Here is a 16,069-nt window from a genome sequence, read left to right on the forward strand (position 1 = left end):
GTCAGTCCGTCCCGCGGATCCCCTCGGTCGATGCGATCACGGGCCGCATCTTCTTCTCGAGCGCTTCGAAGAACATCGACAGCGGGAACTCGTCATCCAGGACGGCGTCGGTGTACCCCTTCGGGAGCCCCGCGAGTACGTCATCCGAGAGTCCCCGCGCCCACACCGAGGCGGGGTGCGGGGTGACGACCGCGCGCACGAGGTCGTACGCGGCGAGCCAGTGCGCGACCTTGGGGCGGTCGATCGAGCGCCAGTACAGCTCGTCGATCGCGTCGGCCAGCGCGATGACCGCGGCGGGCACCTCGTCCCAGTCGAACGCGAGCGAGGTGTCGGTCCAGTGCAGCACGCGGTGCTGGTGCAGCCAGGCGAAGAGCAGCTGTCCGCCGAGGCCGTCGTAGTTGCGCACGCGCGAGCCGGTGATGGCGAAGCGGAAGATACGGTCGAAGATCACGGCGTACTGCACGAGGCCGGCGTGCTCGCGCATGGCGATCTCGGCGGCATCCAGGTCGTCGCGGGCCGACAGTCGGGCCTGCAGCGACACGCACTCGCGGAACGCCGTGAGGTCGCAGCGCAGCTCTTCGAGCGAGTAGAGGAAGAACGGCATCCGCTGCTTGATCATGAACGGGTCGAACGGCAGGTCGCCGCGCATGTGCGTGCGGTCGTGGATGAGGTCCCACATGACGAACGTCTGCTCGGCGAGGTCCTGGTCATCGAGCAGACGCGCGGCCTCGGCGGGCAGCTCGAGCTTGGTGATGTCGGCGGCGGCGCGGGTGACGCGACGGTAGCGCGCGGCCTCGCGGTCCTGGAAGATCGCCCCCCACGTGAAGGTGGGGACCTCGCGCATGGCGACGGTCTCGGGGAACAGCACCGCGGAGTTCGTGTCGTACCCGGGTGTGAAGTCGATCAGCCGCAGCGAGACGAACAGGCGGTTGGTGTACTCGGTCTCGAGGCGCGCGATGAACTCGGGCCAGATGGCCTCGACGAGCACGGCTTCGACGTGGCGGTTGCTCGAACCGTTCTGGGTGTACATCGGGAAGACGACGAGATGACGGATGCCGTCGACCCGGTGCTCCTGCGGCTGGAAGGCGACGAGCGAGTCGAGGAAGTCGGGTGTGCCGAGGCCCTCGTCCTGCCAGCGCCGGAAGTCGGCGACCGAGGCCGTGAGGTAGGCGTCGTCGTGGGGGAACAGTGGGGCGAGGGCGTCGATGGCCTCGGCGATCTCGTCGACGAGGGGACCGGCGGCGGCGGTGTCGTCGATCGAGCCGTCCTTCGCCTGCAGCGTGTGCAGCGCGGTGGCGGCTCGTTTGAGCTGAGCCCACGCGGGGGTGTGTTCGACGTCGTCGACGGCTCGGCCGTCGAGCAGATCGTGCGCGGCACGGGAAGGCGTGGCGATGGTCATGGCATCCTCCGATCAGGCTGTAAATATTCCTGCTGAAGTGGCATGCTAACGGAAAACTTACGGACACCGCCAGGTCGGCCCCCGCACGCCCTGCTACTGTCGAGCGCATGACCGAGGCCCCTGCCCGCGCCGCGCGCCTGGAGGACTCCGTCGACGCCGCGATCGTCCGCGAGATCTCGCTCGACGCGCGCGCCACGCTCTCGCACCTCTCGGAGCGCGTCGGGCTGTCGGTGTCGGCCGTGCAGTCCCGACTGCGCCGACTGGAGTCGCGCGGCATCGTGCGCGGATACCGCCCCGTGCTCGACGCCGAGGCGCTTGGCCGGCCCCTCGCCGCCTTCGTCGAGATCACGCCGCTCGATCCGGCCCAGCCCGACAACGCCCCCGAACTCCTGTCGCACCTGACCGCCATCGAGGCGTGCCATTCCATCGCGGGCGAGGCGGCGTACATGCTCTTCGTGCGCGTGCCCACGCCGCGCGACCTCGAGACGCTCATCCGCGACATCCGGGCGGCAGCCCAGGTCAACACCCGCACCACGGTGGTGCTGCAGACCTTCTTCGAGGCGCGCCCGATCGAGCCCGCCGCCTTCCCCGCGTGAGCGCGGCCGAGATACATCGCGAGACGGATGCCCAGCCCACCCGCGGCGCGTAGCGTGGCCGCGATGTTCACTCCGCGCCCGCTGCAGCGATACCAACTGGTCACCGACCTCGGCATCGCCCTCGTCTTCGGCCTGCTCGCCATCGCCACGGAACTCGCGGGCGGGTCGGGCGCCACCGCCGGCGTCGACCTGGCCCTCGAGACGCTCGGCGGGATGCTGGTGGCCGTGGCCCTGACTGTGGCCGTGGCGCTGCGCCGCCTGCAACCGGCCCTGGCGCTGATCTTCGCCTGGGCGGGGGCGCTGCTGCAGATGGGTTTCGGGCGGCAACCGTCGCCCAGCGACGTCGCCATCTTCGCGGTGCTCTACGCCACCGCGGCCTACGGGACGCGCCGCGTGTTCTGGGGCGGCTTCGCCTCGGCGATCGCTGGGGCGATCATCGTGCCGTTGTACCTCGTCGGTCGCGGGGTGACGGCGCCACTCACCGCGAACGAGTGGTTCGCGGTCGCCGCGTTGCTGCTGGCATCCGGGTTCGCGCTCATGCTGGCGTGGGTGTCGGGGGCGCTGGTGCGCACGGCCATGCGTGCGACCGCCAACAGCAGGGCGCAGCGGGCGGCCGAGGCCGAGACGATCGCCGAGCAGCAGCGGGTGCGCATCGCCCGCGACATGCACGACGTCGTCGCCCACTCGCTCGCCGTCGTCATCGCGCAGGCCGACGGTGCGCGCTACGCTGCCGCGACCGACCCGCAGGCCACGACGGCTGCGCTCTCGACGATCTCGTCGACGGCGCGCGCCGCCCTCGGAGACGTGCGCCTGCTGCTCACGCAGCTGCGCCACAGCCAGGCCGAGGGGCCGCAGCCCACCCTCGCCGACATCGAGACGCTGTACACCCGCATGCGCGCGGCGGGCCTCGTGGTCACGGCCGAGGTCGATCCCTCCCCGCCCGGCGAGCCGCCCGCCGCCATCCAGCTCGCGGTCTACCGCATCATGCAGGAAGCCCTCACGAACGCCCTGCGGCACGGCGTCGACCCACGTGTCCGCGTGCACCTGGCGTGGTGGCCCGACCGGGTGGAGCTGTCGATCCGCAACGCCCGTGCCACGGCATCCGTCGCCCCGGCCGCGCCGGGCGGTCACGGCCTCATCGGCATGCGCGAGCGCGCGCAGTTGGTCGGCGGCCGACTCACGGCCGAACCCGAGTACGGCGAGTTCGTGGTGCGGGCGATCCTGCCGATCGGGCGCCCGGCGTGAGCCCCGCCCCCGCCCCCGCCGGACTCGATCGGCGCCAGGGATGCCGCACCCTCGCTCGACCAGAAGAGGAACCGCCCGCATGACCGCTCCCATCCGTATCGTCCTCGTCGACGACCAGGTCCTGTTCCGCGCGGGCATCCGCATGGTGATCGACTCGCAGCCCGATCTCGAGGTGGTGGGCGAGGCCTCCGACGGGCGCGAGGGCATCGACGTGGTGCGGGCGACCCGCCCCGACCTCGTGCTCATGGACGTGCGCATGCCCGTCATGGACGGCCTGACCGCCACGGCGGAGATCCTGAGCGAACCCGCGCCCCCGCGCGTCGTCGTGCTGACCACCTTCGACCTCGACGAGGCCGCCGCGCGGGCCATCCAACGCGGAGCGAGCGGGTTCCTGCTGAAGGACTCGGAGCCCGAGTTCCTGCTCTCGGCGGTGCGCACCGTGCACGCCGGCTCCGCCGTGATCGCCGCCGAGGCGACGCGGACGCTGTTCGCGCACATCGCCGAAGGCGGCGCCGAGCCGGTGCCCGCGAGCTACGCGAGCCTCACCGACCGCGAGCGCGAGATCTTCGCGCTCGCCGCGGCGGGCCTGAGCAACGCCGAGATCGCGGAGCGCGAGTTCCTGTCGGAGGCGACGGTGAAGACGCACATCAGCCGCGTGCTCACCAAGCTCGCCCTGCGCGACCGCGTGCAGCTGGTGGTCTTCGCGTTCCGCCACGGCCTGGCCTGACCCGCGCCTCGCGTCGAGTCCGCGCCTGCCTGCACCCCACGCCGGCGCGAAGCGGTCAGGGCGTGGAGGGAGATGCCTCGGGGTCGTGGGCCCAGGTCGGGGCGAGCGCCCGGATGCGTGCCGCGCGCCACTGCCACGTCGCCCACAGTCCCGGCCAGAGCGCCGGGGCGGCGGCGCCGCCGATGGTCAGTCGCTCGCGCCAGAGGGTGCGGCCCGCCTCGCCCGGGGCCGCCGAGACCGCCATCTGGTGGTCCCAGACATCGAGGCTCGCCAGCGGGCCGGTCAACGGGACCCCCCAGTCCCGGAACACCCGCACGCGGCCGTTGCCGTCGTTGGTCTCACGATCGGCGACCGAGATCAGCTGCCGGCCGACGGGGAAGATGCCCGCGACGCTCATCTGCACCGGAACGTCGTCCCCCGACTCGAACGAGGTGGGCATCGTGCCGAGCGCGTCGACCTCGAGCAGGGGGCCGTACAGCTCCGCGACGGCGCGCGGGGAGTGCAGCGCCCGCCACGCGGCATCCGGGTCGCAGTCGATGACGAACTTCAGCAGAATGCGCATGTCACCGATCGTGCCCGACGTGGCCGTCTTCGCCGGTACCGCTTGACGAACACGCGGTGACGCTCCACCGTTCTAGGCTCGAAGGATGCCGAAACACCCCGCCCTCTCGCAGTCCGACTACCAGGTGCGGCTGGAGTGGGGTGGCGCGGGTCTCTCCCGCCTGGCCGACGCCCACGTCGTGGTCCTCGTGCAGACCCTCGGCCTGTCGGCGCGCGCCCTGGCGGCGGCCGAAGCCGGGGCGCCCCTCGACGCCGTCGACGATGGGGCCGCGGCCCTCGTCCGCGCCTCGGCCGCGACCGGGGCGCACGTCGTGGTGGGAGGCCTGCGCAACGCTGCCGCCGTCGCCGCGCACGTGCTCGAGGTGCAGCGCACGCGCGGCGAGCGCACGAGCATCTCGATCGTCGCGGCGGGGTACCCCGACGGCGCGGACGCCGAGGGACTCCGCTTCGCCGTCGACGACCTGCTGGGCGCCGGGGCCGTCGTCGCCGCTCTGGGCGACCTCGGTATCGACCACGCCTCGCCCGACGCCGCCGTCGCCGGCGAGGGTTTTCGCGCTCTCGGCGGGGCCGTGCGCCACCTGCTCACGGCCAGCGGCACGGGGCGTCGGCTCGCCGCCGACGGGCAGCGCGAGCAGGTGTTGGTCGCGGCCGCGCGCGACGCCGCATCGGTCGTGCCAGTACTGCGCGACGGAGCGTTCGTCGCCCCCTGACGCGCGCTCAGCGCGGCGTGGAGGCGGCCAGGCGCACCGCGGGCGAGATCTCGCGCCGCACCCACGACAGGGCGAAGCGCGGCTCGAAGGTGGGCGCGCACTTCGCGCACGAGGTGGGACGCGTGGCCTTGCGATGCCGGTAGGCGACGTGGCCGGCGGGACAGGTGCCGACCCACGGCGCGAGCTCGGTGGCCGTCTCTCCCGCGTGCGTCGTTCCGCCGACGTACCCCAGCTCGCGCGCGGTGCGTTTCCACGCCGCGCCGTGGCCGGCCCGGGCTCCGGCGAGCGCGTGCGCCACCTCGTGCAGCAGCGTCTGGTGGTTCGTGTCGTCGTCGTAACGCGCGGTGAGGTAGCGCGAGACGCTGATGCGCTTGCGGCCGTAGTCGCACAGACCCGCGCGGCGCTTGGCGTTGTCGAACGCGAACGTCCACGACGCGTCGAGGTGCAGGGCGATCAACGCCTCGGCCCAGACGCGTACGCGGTGCAGATCGGACATGACGGGAAGCCTAGGCGGGGCCTACGACACTCAGCTCGCGACGACCTCGCGCGTGCGTCGACGCTCGGCGGCATCGATCGCCAGCAGGGTCGACTCGAGCTGCGCATCGGTGGCGCCGGCGTTCTGGCGCAGGAAGAGCGCCTGCTTGAAGTCGCGGCGCGCGGCGTCGTAGTCGCCCTCGTCGTAGTGCACCTTGCCGCGGTGCTGCAGGGCGAAGGCGGCGATGCTGGCCCACCCCTGGCCCTCGGCCTCGTCGGCGCACATGGTGAGTTCCTGCTCGGCGGCGGCGAACGCCCCGCGGCACTGCAGGATCGTGGCGTGCAGGATGCGGGCGCGCAGCAGGTCGCGGCGGGTGCCGGCCATGCGGGCGACGCGCACCGACTGGTCCGAGATGACGAGCGCCTCGTCGAAGCGGTCGAGCACCTTCAGTAGCCACACGCGTTCGAGCAGGGCGTGGAGGCTGCGCTGCGAACCGATCTCCTCGAGTCGTTCCGCGCACTCGCGAGAGTCGGTGACCTCGCGCAACGTGTCGGGGTCGTACCCGTGGATGTAGCTCACCGTCGCTCCTCTCGGTCGGGCAGGAGTTCCAGTTTGCGTGGCAGGCGCGCTCAGAACGCCCGCGCCACGCGGTCGGGGCGCGAACACGCCGCCGTCACCGTTCGAAGATCGACGCCGAGGGCTTGGGCGACGGCGTCGCGTCGGCATCGGTGGACGCCCGCGCCCCGCGCATGAACTCCTCGATCTCGGCCCCCTGGGCCACTTTCGCCGGGTGGGGACCGGCCGCCATGAGACGCGGGAGCCATTCGACGGGCAGGGGAGCGGCGGAGGCGGCGACGACGAGATTGCCGAAGCGGCGGCCCTTCAGCACCTGCACCTCGGCGAGCACGATCACCTCGGGCAGCACCGCGCGGATCGTGGCGACCTGTCGGCGGGCGAAGGCGAGGCCGGGGCCGTCCGACACGTTGACGAGCAGGACGCCGTCGGGGGCGAGCAGCCGCGCGGCGTCACGGTAGAACTCCACCGTGGTCAGGTGCGCCGGGGTCTGCGCGCCCGAGTACACGTCGCTCACGAGCAGATCGACGGCGCCGGTGAGACCGGCGGGGAGCTTGGCGAGACCGGCGCGCGCGTCGCCGATGCGCACGCGGATCGCGGCGCCGCGGGGAAGGGGGAGGTTCTCGCGCACGAGATCCCACAGCGCCGGCTCCAGCTCGATCACCTGTTGGCGGGAGCCGGGGCGGGTGCTCTCGACGTAGCGGGGGAGGGTGAGGGCCCCCGCGCCCAGGTGCACCGCGGTCAGCGGCTGTCCCGGCATCCGCAGGCGGTCGATGACCGCTCCCATGCGCGCGACGTATTCGAAGTGCAGGTGGGTGGGATCGTCGAGGTCGACGTGCGACTGGGGGGTCGCGTCGACGACCAGCTCCCATCCCGAGACGAAGCCCGACGGCGACACCCGCGCGGTCGATCCGTCCGACAGTCGCGCCGTGGGGGCGTCGTCGGGTTCGATGCGCATGCGTGCCATCCCTCCACGCTAGCCGGGCCCCGTCGCGCGAGATGCCGAACCCCGACGCACGCATTGGCCGCGAAGCGACGACTCTCGGCTCCTCGCGCTGCCCGAGGCGGGCAGGGTGCGCACCGCGGCGGCGGGGGGATGGGCGGAATGCGCCATCGGTGGCCTGCGAGGGCATCAGGATGCCGGATTCTCGAAACACGATCGATACACGCGGGCAATGGGCACGACGCCGCCCGCCCTGTACGGTCGGGGGAACACAGCAAGCGGAGCGCGGCACGATGACGTGACAGCGCCGTCGTTCTCCTCCCTTTCCCCCCGGAAGGTGTACCGAAAATGCTCAGTTCTCTTCGACGACGTCTGCTCGTCGGCGGCGCCACCGTCGCCATCGGCGCGCTCGCCCTGTCGGGCTGCACGAGTCAGCGCGACGACGACGGCGGCGGCGACGCCGGCGGTGACGTCGACTCCACATTCGTGTTCGGCGCCTCGGGCGATCCGTCCAGCCTCGACCCCGCCTTCGCCAGCGACGGAGAGTCGTTCCGCATCTCGCGCCAGATCTTCGAGGGCCTCGTCGGCGTGGAGTCGGGCACCGCCGACCCCGCCCCCATGCTCGCCGAGAGCTGGGAGCAGTCGGACGACGGCCTGTCGTACACCTTCACGCTCAAAGAGGGCGTGACCTTCCACGACGGCACCGAGTTCAACGCCGACGCCGTCTGCTTCAACTTCGATCGCCAGAACAACTTCACCGGCATCGCGCAGTCCGAGAGCCTGTCCTACTACTGGGGCAAGATCATGCGCGGATACGCCGACACCGGCACCTCGATCTACGGCGGCTGCGAGGTGGGAAGCCCCACCGAGGTCACCATCACGCTGACCGAACCGTTCGCCGGTTTCATCCCCGCGCTGTCGCTGCCCGCGTTCGCGATGCAGAGCCCCACCGCGCTGCAGGAGTACCAGGCCGACGAGGTGGGCGGAACCTCCGAGGCGCCGACCCTCAGCGAGTACGCCCAGGGCCACCCCACCGGCACGGGTCCGTTCCAGTTCGACTCGTGGGAGCCCGGCGCCGAGGCGACCGTCAACGCCTACGAGGGCTACTGGGGTGACCAGGGCCAGGTGCAGAAGGTCATCTTCCGCGTGATCGGCGACACCACGGCTCGTCGCCAGGCGCTCGAGTCCGGCTCGATCGACGGGTACGACCTCGTGGCCCCCGCCGACCTCGGCGCGCTCGAGTCCGCGGGCTACATGCTCACCAACCGCGACCCGTTCAACATCCTGTACCTCGGCATGAACCAGGCCGACCCGGCGCTCGGCGACATCCGCGTGCGCCAGGCCATCGCCCACGCCATCGACAAGCAGCAGCTGGTCACCCAGGTGCTGCCCGAGGGCACCACGGTGGCCTCGCAGTTCATGCCCGAAAGCGTCATCGGCTTCAACTCCGGCGTGACCACGTACGACTTCGACCAGGCCGCCGCCAAGGCCCTGCTCGCCGAAGCCGGCTTCACCGACGCCAACCCGCTGACGCTGACCTTCAACTACCCGGTCAACATCTCGCGCCCGTACATGCCGAACCCCGAGCAGATCTTCACGAACCTCCAGTCGCAGCTGCAGGCCGTCGGCATCGTGCTCAACCCGGTGTCCAACGAGTGGGGCGAGTACCTCGACCTGATCCAGGGCGGCAGCGAGCACGGCATCCATCTGCTCGGCTGGACCGGCGACTACAACGACCCCGACAACTTCGTGGGCACGTTCTTCGGCGGCACGTCCAACGAGTGGGGCTTCGACAACGCGGAGCTGTTCTCGGCTCTCACCTCGGCCCGCGGCCTCGCGACCGAGGCCGAGCAGGACCCGGCCTACCAGGCCGTCAACGAGCAGATCGCGACGTTCCTCCCCGGCATCCCGCTGGCCAACCCCGTGCCGACGCTCGCGTTCGCACCCCGGGTGAAGTCGTACCCCGCCAGCCCCGTGCAGGACGAGGTCTACAACGAGATCGAACTCACCGAGTGATCCGGATGCCGCGGGCTCCGCGTCGTGACGACGCCGGGGCCCGCGGTTCCGCGTCCCCCCGTTCCCGACACCCTGTGAGAACCCGTGCTCCGCACCATCGGCAGGCGCCTGCTCCTGCTCATCCCCACTCTGTTCGGTCTGTCCGTCCTGCTCTTCGCCTGGGTGCGCGCGCTCCCGGGCGGCCCCGCCGTCGCCCTGCTGGGTGAGCGGGCCACCCCCGCCGCCGTCGCTCGCATCAACGAGCTCTACGGCTTCAACGAACCCCTCTACGTGCAGTACTTCACGTGGCTCGGGCGTCTGATGACCGGAGACTTCGGCTCCTCGATCCAGACGGGCCGGCCCGTGCTCGAGGAGTTCGTGCGTCGATTCCCCGCCACCCTCGAGCTGTCGATCGGCGCGCTCATCGTCGCGGTGGGCATCGGCATCCCGCTCGGCTATTGGGCCGCGCGCCGTCACGGCAAGATCTGGGATCACACCGCCGTCGTGCTGAGCCTCATCGGGATCACCATCCCGGTGTTCTTCCTGGCGTTCATCCTCAAGTACGTCTTCGCCGTGCAGCTCGGCTGGCTGCCCTCCGACGGTCGCCAGAACCCGCGCATCGACGCGACGCACTACACGAACCTCTACGTCTTCGACGGGCTCATCACCGGGGAGTTCGACGCGTCGTGGGATGCCGTGCTGCACCTGATCCTGCCCGCGGTCGCGCTCGGCACGATCCCGCTCGCGATCATCGTGCGCATCACGCGCGCCTCGGTGCTCGAGGTGCAGAACGCCGACTACGTCCGCACCGGCCGCGCCAAGGGCATCGGCCGCTCGACGCTGCGCAACCGCTTCATCCTGCGCAACGCCATGCTGCCGGTCATCACCACCGTGGGACTGCAGGCGGGCCTGCTCATCTCGGGGGCGGTGCTCACCGAGACGGTGTTCGCCTTCCCGGGCATCGGGCAGTTCCTCGCGCGGGCCATCTTCACGCGCGACTTCCCCGTGCTGCAGGGGTTCATCATCTTCATCGCGATCGCGTACGCGCTCATCAACCTGCTGGTCGACCTGTCGTACAGCGTCATCGACCCGAGAGTGAGAGTCCAGTGAGCTCCGGCATCCTCCCTCCCGCCCCCAGCGGCGGTCCCGTCGACGACAACGCGATCGTCGACGGCCAGCTCCTCGCCGCCCAGGCGCGCGGGGGCGGATTCTGGCAGGACGTGTTCCAGCGGCTCCGCCACAGTCCCGTCGCCTGGATCGGCGCGATCATCGTGCTGGCGTTCCTGCTCGTGGCGGCCCTCGCGCCGCTGCTCGCGCCGTACCCGGCCGAGTCCCTGCCCGGACAGCGCTTCATCACGCCCACCGACATCCCGGGGCCGGGCGAGATGGCCGAGTTCCCCCTCGGCCTCGACCGCTTCGGCGGCGACGTGCTGTCGAAGCTCATCTGGGGCGCCCAGGCGTCGCTGCAGATCGGTGTCATCTCGACGGCGATGGGCCTCATCGGCGGCATGGCGCTGGGGCTGCTGGCGGGCATGTTCGGCGGGTGGGTCGACGCGGTGGTCATGCGCTTCGTCGACATCCTGCTCTCGGTGCCGAACCTGCTGCTCGCCGTTTCGATCGCCGCCATCCTCGGCCAGAGCCAGCTCGCGATCATGATCGCGATCGGTGCGTCGCAGGTGCCGGTGTTCGCGCGGCTCCTGCGCGCCTCGATGCTGCAGCAGCGCGGCGCCGACTACGTGCTGTCGGCGCAGACCCTGGGCCTCAGTCGACGGACCATCACGATGACCCACGTGCTGCCCAACAGCGTCGGGCCGGTCATCGTGCAGGGTACGCTCACCCTCGCGACCGCCGTCATCGACGCGGCCGCACTGTCGTTCCTGGGCCTCGGTGGCGGACTGCCGCAGACCGCCGAGTGGGGCCGCATGCTCACGTACGCGCAGGCCGAGCTGGCGATCGCGCCGTGGCTGGCGTTCCTGCCGGGCATCTGCATCGCCGTGACCGCGCTGGGCTTCACGCTGCTGGGCGAGTCGCTCCGCGAGGCGATGGACCCCCGCACCCGCGCGCGGTAGCGGGCGCCCGGCCCCGGCCCGCTCGCGCGGGTCGGGGCCGCGGCGTTGTCGGCGCGGCATCCATGTCCCACTTCGTGCAGTGTCATCGACCGTTTCTCGCACGAAGCGGGACATGCCCCGGCGCGTGAGCCGCTGCGCCGCCGGCGGTGGGTGCCATGTCCCACTTCGTGCAGGTCTGCCGACCTTTGCTCGCACCAAGTGGGACATGCCTCAGCGCGCGTGCCGCGGGGCCGTGGGCCAGCGGGTGCCGGGGGACATCGCCCGCTGCACCGCGAGCTGCCTCAGCCCGCCAAGCCCAGCTCGTTGCCCGGGATCGACGCCAGCAGGCGGCGCGTGTACGGGTCGCGGGGGTTGGTGAAGACCTCTTCGCTGGATGCCGCCTCGACCAGGCGTCCGTCCTTCATCACGCAGACGTAATCGCTGATCAGGCGCACCACCGCGAGGTCGTGCGAGATGAAGAGGTAGCTCAGGCCGTACTCGCGCTGCAGGTCGCCCAGCAGGTCGAGGATCTGCGCCTGTACGAGCACGTCGAGCGCCGACACCGGCTCGTCGCACACGATCAGCTCGGGCGAGAGGGCGAGGGCCCGGGCGATCGCGACGCGCTGCCGTTGCCCGCCCGACAGTTCCGAGGGGTAGCGGCGCAGCATGGATGCCGGCAGGGCCACGTCGTCCATCAGCTGGCGCACCCGCTTCGCGCGTTCCGCCTTCGAGCCGCGCTTGTAGAACGACAGGGGCTCCTCGACGATGCGCTCGACGGTGAACATGGGGTTCAGGCTCGAGTACGGGTCCTGGAAGATCGGCTGCACCTTCTGGCGGAACTGCCGCAGGGCGTCGCCCTTCAGAGCCGCGACGTCCTGCCCGTCGAACGTGATCGATCCGCTCGTGGGCTCGACGACCTTCAGCAGCATGCGCGCGGTCGTGGTCTTGCCCGACCCCGACTCGCCGACGATGGCGACGGTCTGACCGCGGGGGATCGCGAGCGACACGTCGTCGACGGCGCGGAAGTCGTCGCCCCGCCCCCTCGTCGGGTACACCTTGGTGAGGTTCGAGATCTCGACGATGTGGTCGCGTACCGGCTCGGCGGCGCGCGAGCCGCGGAAGTCCTCGGGGCGCAGTCGCACGGCCGCGACCGAGGGCGCCGCCGCCACCAACGACTTCGTGTACTCGTGCTGGGGGTTCTCGAGGATCTGACGTGCGGGCCCCTGCTCGACGACGCGCCCGCGGTGCATGACCACGACTCTCGATGCGCGCTCCGCGGCGAGACCCAGGTCGTGGGTGATGAGGAGCACGGCCGCGCCCAGCTCGTCGGTCTGCTTGTCGATCTGGTCGAGGATCGTCTGCTGCACGGTGACGTCGAGCGCGCTCGTCGGCTCGTCGGCGATCAGCAGGCGCGGTCGGCAGGCGAGGCCGATCGCGATGAGCGCGCGCTGGCGCATGCCGCCCGAGAACTCGTGCGGGTACTGCGTCGCCCGCTTCTCGGCATCCGGCAGTCCCGCGGCCTCGAGCGCCTCGACGACCTTGCCCTTGACGTTCGCGCGTTCGGCCAGGCCGTGGGCGAGCAGCGTCTCGGCGACCTGCGTGCCGATCTTCGCGACGGGGTTGAGGTTCGACATCGGATCCTGGGGCACCAGGCCGATCTGCCGGCCGCGTACCTGACGCATGCGGGCCTCGCCGAAGGTGGTGAGGTCCTCGCCGTCGAGCAGGATCTGGCCGCGGGCCACGCGGCCCCCGGAGGCGAGCAGACCGATGATCGCCATGGCGGTCGTCGACTTGCCGGAGCCGGATTCGCCGACGATGGCGATGGTCTCACCCGCGTGGATGTCGAGATCCACCCCATCGACGGCCCGCACGGGGCCGTCCATGGTGGCGAAGTCGACCGCGAGATCACGGACCGAGAGAAGGGGCAGGGGGGATGCCGGAGCGGGGGGACCGGCGACATCGGAGGTCATCCCACCATCCTCGCCCGCGCCGCCCGTTCTGCCCACCCCCTCCGCCCGATCGTCACACCCCCGTAACGCGCTCGGATCCGCACGACTCCGGCGGATGCGCCCGCTCACCGTCGGTGTGCGCCCGCCGCGCGGACGGTGCAGGAGCTGTGCGCGCCGTGCGCCGGCAACCGTCCGCGACGGGCCGCGCCGCCCCGCGCCGCCGACCCCCGTGCGCGCGCATCGCGGCGTTACGGTGGCACCATGCGCGTGGACCTCAACGCCGACCTCGGCGAGACCGTCGACGGGATGCCGACCGCCGACGACGAGGCCATGTTCGCCGTCGTCTCCAGCGCCAACGTCGCCTGCGGGGGACACGCCGGAGACGCCGTCTCCATGCGCGCCTCGGTCGAACGGGCGGCGCGGTTCGGTGTCGCGGTCGGCGCGCATCCCTCGTACGACGACCGCGCGAACTTCGGCCGTGTCCGGCGCGACCCCGCCCCGGACGATCTCCGGGCGAGCATCGCCACCCAGCTCGACGCGCTCGCCGCGGCCGGCGCCGACCTGCGCTACGTCAAACCGCACGGGGCGCTGTACCACGCGGTGATCGACGACGCCTCGCAGGCCGCAGCCGTCGTCGCCGCGGTCGCCGACCTCTCCGCCCGGCTCGGCCGCGCCCTGCCGGTGCTGGGTCTTGCGGGGGCGATCGCCGAAGCCGCGGCAGCGGCGGGCCTGCCCTTCGTGCGCGAGGCGTTCCTCGACCGCGGGTACACCGCCCACGGGCAGCTCGTGCCCCGCGGTGAACCGGGGGCGCTCGTCGACGACCCTGCGCGCGTCGCCGAGCGGGCGCTGCGTCTGGTGCGCGAGGGTGAGGTCGTGGCCGTCGACGGCACGCGCATCGCGGTCGAGGCGGCCTCCCTGTGCCTGCACGGCGACACTCCCTCGGCGGTCGCGATGGCCCGGGCGGTTCGCGGGGCCCTCGACGCCGCCGGCATCGAGGTGCGCGCGCCGTGGTGACGCTCCGGCCGATGGGGGAGCGGGCCGTGCTCGCCGAGGTCGCCGACCTCGCCGCGGTCCTGGCGCTCCACGCCGCGCTCGCCGCCGACCCGCCCGCCGGCGTCGACGAGCTCGTCCCCGCCGCACGGACCGTCCTCGTGGGCTTCGATCCCGCGCGCACGTCGGCCGACGCCGTCCGGTCCTGGATCCGCTCCGCCGCCGGCACGACGGCGGATGCCGTCGCACCCGGCCCCCTCGTCGAGGTGCCGGTGCGCTACGACGGCGCCGACCTCGACGACACCGCCGCGCTCCTCGGCATCCGCGTCGCCGATCTGGTGGCTCGGCACACCGGGGTGGAGTGGACGGTGGCGTTCACGGGCTTCGCCCCCGGGTTCGCCTACCTCGTCAGCGCCGACTGGCCGTTCGACGTGCCGCGCCTGGCGCAGCCGCGCACCCGCGTGCCCGCGGGGGCGGTGGCTCTGGCCGCGGAGTTCAGCGGAGCGTACCCGCGCGAGACCCCCGGCGGCTGGCGCCTGATCGCCTCGACCGACGCCGTGCTCTTCGATCCGGATGCCGCCGACCCGGTGCTTCTCCCGCCTCGCTCGCGCGTGCGGTTCGTGGCGGAGCGCGCCCGCGTCGCCGCCGCCGCACCCTCCGCGCCGGGATCGGGGGCGAGCGGAGGGCGAGGGGCGAGCGGAGGAGGGGATGCCGGTGACTCGCCCTCCCCTCATCCCTCGCCCTCCCTTCGTCCCGCGCCGGAGGCGGATCCTCCGCCCGCCCTCCGCGTGCTCGCCCCCGGCGGCTTCACCACCGTGCAGGACCTGGGTCGACCCGGCCGCGCCGCCCTCGGCGTCGCGCGTTCGGGAGCGCTGGACCGCGCCGCGCTGCGCATCGCCAACCGCCTCGTCGGCAACGACGGGGGTGCCGCGGGCCTCGAGATCGCCCTCGGCGGCTTCCGCGCCCGGGCCGAGAGCGACACGTGGGTGTGCGTCACGGGCGCGTTCGCCGAGGTGCGCGTCGAGGGAAGGACCGTGGATGCCTACGCGCCGGTGCTCGTGCCCGCCGGAGCCGAACTGCAGATCGGGGCCGTCCTCGCCGGGCTGCGCTGCTACCTCGCCGTACGGGGCGGCATCGTCGCACCGGTGGCCCTGGGCTCGCGCGCGACCGACGTGCTGGCCGGGCTCGGCCCCGCGCCTCTCCGCGCGGGCGAGGGCGTCTGCGCGGGGGACCCGGCATCCCCGATCCCGGTCGTCGATGCGTTCCCGTGGTCGGTGCCGCCGAGCGTGATCGAGGTGCGCATCGCCGCCGGTCCCCGCGCCGACTGGTTCGCTCCCGCGGCGTGGGCGACGCTGGTCGACGCGGAGTGGACCGTGTCGACCCACTCCGATCGCGTGGGCATGCGTCTCGACGGACCCCCGCTGGAGCGCACGCGACACGACGAGCTGCCCAGCGAGGGCATGCGCCCCGGCGCGATCCAGGTGCCGCCGCACGGGCGACCGGTGGTGCTGCTCGCCGACGGGCCGGTGACCGGGGGATACCCCGTGATCGCCGCGGTGACGGATGCCGCGCTCGACGCGCTGGCGCAGGCGCGCCCGGGTGATGCGGTGCGATTCCGGCGTGCCTGACCGCCGATCCGGCCGCCCCGCCGAACAGGCGTGCGCGTTTATACCGCAGGTGTGCGAGGTCGTCAAGAATCGGACTGGACACGGCGCGTCCTCCCGCGTATGCTTGGACTTTGCGCTCCTCGATTCCCCCTGCCCTCATATGGTGGTCGGCTGAGCCTGCCCGTCCCCGCTTCATCGCGGTGTGCGACGGTGGGTTTTCGGGGCAGGAACGCACTCCACCTGACGACAAG

15 protein-coding genes are annotated in these 16,069 nt (G+C 72.2%); 9 read left to right on the forward strand and 6 right to left on the reverse strand.

Translation table 11 applies throughout. The features are described 5' to 3' along the window. Position 1: 1 nt before the first annotated feature. The gene (locus IFU19_RS07985; RefSeq protein ID WP_192013402.1) at positions 2 to 1,399 is read right to left on the reverse strand and encodes a DUF6421 family protein; all 1,398 of its coding nucleotides are present in this window, start codon (positions 1,397 to 1,399) and stop codon (positions 2 to 4) included. 107 nt (positions 1,400 to 1,506) lie between these two features. Here IFU19_RS07985 and IFU19_RS07990 point away from each other — a divergent pair, with 107 nt between their 5' ends. The 3 genes from IFU19_RS07990 (at position 1,507) to IFU19_RS08000 (ending at position 3,967) form a co-directional block, all read left to right on the forward strand. Further along, positions 1,507 to 1,995, forward strand: coding sequence for an Lrp/AsnC family transcriptional regulator (locus IFU19_RS07990; protein ID WP_181016003.1), 489 nt, complete (start codon positions 1,507 to 1,509; stop codon positions 1,993 to 1,995). Between the two features lie 63 nt (positions 1,996 to 2,058). Next, on the forward strand, positions 2,059 to 3,240 hold the full coding sequence (locus IFU19_RS07995) for a sensor histidine kinase (RefSeq protein WP_192013403.1): 1,182 nt from the start codon (positions 2,059 to 2,061) through the stop codon (positions 3,238 to 3,240). A 79-nt stretch (positions 3,241 to 3,319) separates the two neighbouring features. Further along, on the forward strand, positions 3,320 to 3,967 hold the full coding sequence (locus tag IFU19_RS08000; RefSeq protein ID WP_055935912.1) for a response regulator: 648 nt from the start codon (positions 3,320 to 3,322) through the stop codon (positions 3,965 to 3,967). A gap of 55 nt (positions 3,968 to 4,022) precedes the next feature. Here the strand turns inward: IFU19_RS08000 and IFU19_RS08005 are convergent, their stop codons facing one another. Beyond that, complete coding sequence (locus IFU19_RS08005; RefSeq protein ID WP_192013404.1) at positions 4,023 to 4,529, reverse strand: hypothetical protein; 507 nt, start codon at positions 4,527 to 4,529, stop codon at positions 4,023 to 4,025. Positions 4,530 to 4,614: 85 nt separating this feature from the next. Between IFU19_RS08005 and IFU19_RS08010 the strand changes: the two genes are divergently transcribed. Further along, positions 4,615 to 5,238 (forward strand): 2-phosphosulfolactate phosphatase, encoded by a 624-nt coding sequence (locus IFU19_RS08010; protein ID WP_192013405.1) that lies wholly within the window; start codon positions 4,615 to 4,617, stop codon positions 5,236 to 5,238. 7 nt (positions 5,239 to 5,245) lie between these two features. Here the strand turns inward: IFU19_RS08010 and IFU19_RS08015 are convergent, their stop codons facing one another. The 3 genes from IFU19_RS08015 to IFU19_RS08025 form a co-directional block, all read right to left on the reverse strand. Beyond that, a complete protein-coding gene (locus IFU19_RS08015; RefSeq protein WP_192013406.1) occupies positions 5,246 to 5,734 on the reverse strand; it encodes a SprT-like domain-containing protein in 489 nt (162 codons plus the stop codon). A gap of 30 nt (positions 5,735 to 5,764) precedes the next feature. Next, entirely contained in the window at positions 5,765 to 6,292 is a 528-nt protein-coding gene (locus IFU19_RS08020) for a tetratricopeptide repeat protein (protein WP_055833535.1), read from the reverse strand. A 94-nt stretch (positions 6,293 to 6,386) separates the two neighbouring features. Then, complete coding sequence (locus IFU19_RS08025) at positions 6,387 to 7,253, reverse strand: spermidine synthase (RefSeq protein ID WP_055833538.1); 867 nt, start codon at positions 7,251 to 7,253, stop codon at positions 6,387 to 6,389. A 324-nt stretch (positions 7,254 to 7,577) separates the two neighbouring features. Here IFU19_RS08025 and IFU19_RS08030 point away from each other — a divergent pair, with 324 nt between their 5' ends. The 3 genes from IFU19_RS08030 (at position 7,578) to IFU19_RS08040 (ending at position 11,293) form a co-directional block, all read left to right on the forward strand. Continuing rightward, positions 7,578 to 9,245: an ABC transporter substrate-binding protein gene (locus tag IFU19_RS08030; protein WP_192013407.1), complete on the forward strand. Its 1,668-nt coding sequence runs from the start codon at positions 7,578 to 7,580 to the stop codon at positions 9,243 to 9,245. 84 nt (positions 9,246 to 9,329) lie between these two features. Continuing rightward, the gene (locus IFU19_RS08035; RefSeq protein ID WP_055833544.1) at positions 9,330 to 10,334 is read left to right on the forward strand and encodes an ABC transporter permease; all 1,005 of its coding nucleotides are present in this window, start codon (positions 9,330 to 9,332) and stop codon (positions 10,332 to 10,334) included. Positions 10,335 to 10,387: 53 nt separating this feature from the next. Further along, entirely contained in the window at positions 10,388 to 11,293 is a 906-nt protein-coding gene (locus tag IFU19_RS08040; RefSeq protein WP_235560547.1) for an ABC transporter permease, read from the forward strand. 281 nt (positions 11,294 to 11,574) lie between these two features. Here IFU19_RS08040 and IFU19_RS08045 read toward each other — a convergent pair whose 3' ends face one another. Next, entirely contained in the window at positions 11,575 to 13,242 is a 1,668-nt protein-coding gene (locus IFU19_RS08045; RefSeq protein ID WP_055833549.1) for an ABC transporter ATP-binding protein, read from the reverse strand. Between the two features lie 240 nt (positions 13,243 to 13,482). Between IFU19_RS08045 and pxpA the strand changes: the two genes are divergently transcribed. Then, positions 13,483 to 14,235 carry a 5-oxoprolinase subunit PxpA gene (gene pxpA, locus IFU19_RS08050; protein WP_192013408.1) on the forward strand — a complete coding sequence of 251 codons (753 nt, stop codon included), beginning with the start codon at positions 13,483 to 13,485 and terminating at the stop codon, positions 14,233 to 14,235. Positions 14,236 to 14,246: 11 nt separating this feature from the next. After that, positions 14,247 to 15,839 carry an urea amidolyase family protein gene (locus IFU19_RS08055; protein WP_192013409.1) on the forward strand — a complete coding sequence of 531 codons (1,593 nt, stop codon included), beginning with the start codon at positions 14,247 to 14,249 and terminating at the stop codon, positions 15,837 to 15,839. The last annotated feature ends 230 nt before the right edge of the window (positions 15,840 to 16,069 follow it).

The sequence above is a fragment of the Microbacterium sp. CFBP 8794 genome (assembly GCF_014841235.1).
Taxonomy (GTDB): Bacteria; Actinomycetota; Actinomycetes; order Actinomycetales; family Microbacteriaceae; genus Microbacterium.

Coding starts and splice junctions, on each gene's coding strand:
- IFU19_RS08015 (WP_192013406.1), bottom strand. CDS start 5,734: ATGTCCGATCTGCACCGCGTACGCGTCTGGGCCGAGGCGTTGATCGCC.
- IFU19_RS08005 (WP_192013404.1), bottom strand. CDS start 4,529: ATGCGCATTCTGCTGAAGTTCGTCATCGACTGCGACCCGGATGCCGCG.
- IFU19_RS07985 (WP_192013402.1), bottom strand. CDS start 1,399: ATGACCATCGCCACGCCTTCCCGTGCCGCGCACGATCTGCTCGACGGC.
- IFU19_RS08025 (WP_055833538.1), bottom strand. CDS start 7,253: ATGGCACGCATGCGCATCGAACCCGACGACGCCCCCACGGCGCGACTG.
- IFU19_RS08000 (WP_055935912.1), top strand. CDS start 3,320: ATGACCGCTCCCATCCGTATCGTCCTCGTCGACGACCAGGTCCTGTTC.
- pxpA (WP_192013408.1), top strand. CDS start 13,483: ATGCGCGTGGACCTCAACGCCGACCTCGGCGAGACCGTCGACGGGATG.
- IFU19_RS08010 (WP_192013405.1), top strand. CDS start 4,615: ATGCCGAAACACCCCGCCCTCTCGCAGTCCGACTACCAGGTGCGGCTG.
- IFU19_RS08030 (WP_192013407.1), top strand. CDS start 7,578: ATGCTCAGTTCTCTTCGACGACGTCTGCTCGTCGGCGGCGCCACCGTC.
- IFU19_RS08055 (WP_192013409.1), top strand. CDS start 14,247: ATGGGGGAGCGGGCCGTGCTCGCCGAGGTCGCCGACCTCGCCGCGGTC.
- IFU19_RS08045 (WP_055833549.1), bottom strand. CDS start 13,242: ATGACCTCCGATGTCGCCGGTCCCCCCGCTCCGGCATCCCCCCTGCCC.
- IFU19_RS07990 (WP_181016003.1), top strand. CDS start 1,507: ATGACCGAGGCCCCTGCCCGCGCCGCGCGCCTGGAGGACTCCGTCGAC.
- IFU19_RS07995 (WP_192013403.1), top strand. CDS start 2,059: ATGTTCACTCCGCGCCCGCTGCAGCGATACCAACTGGTCACCGACCTC.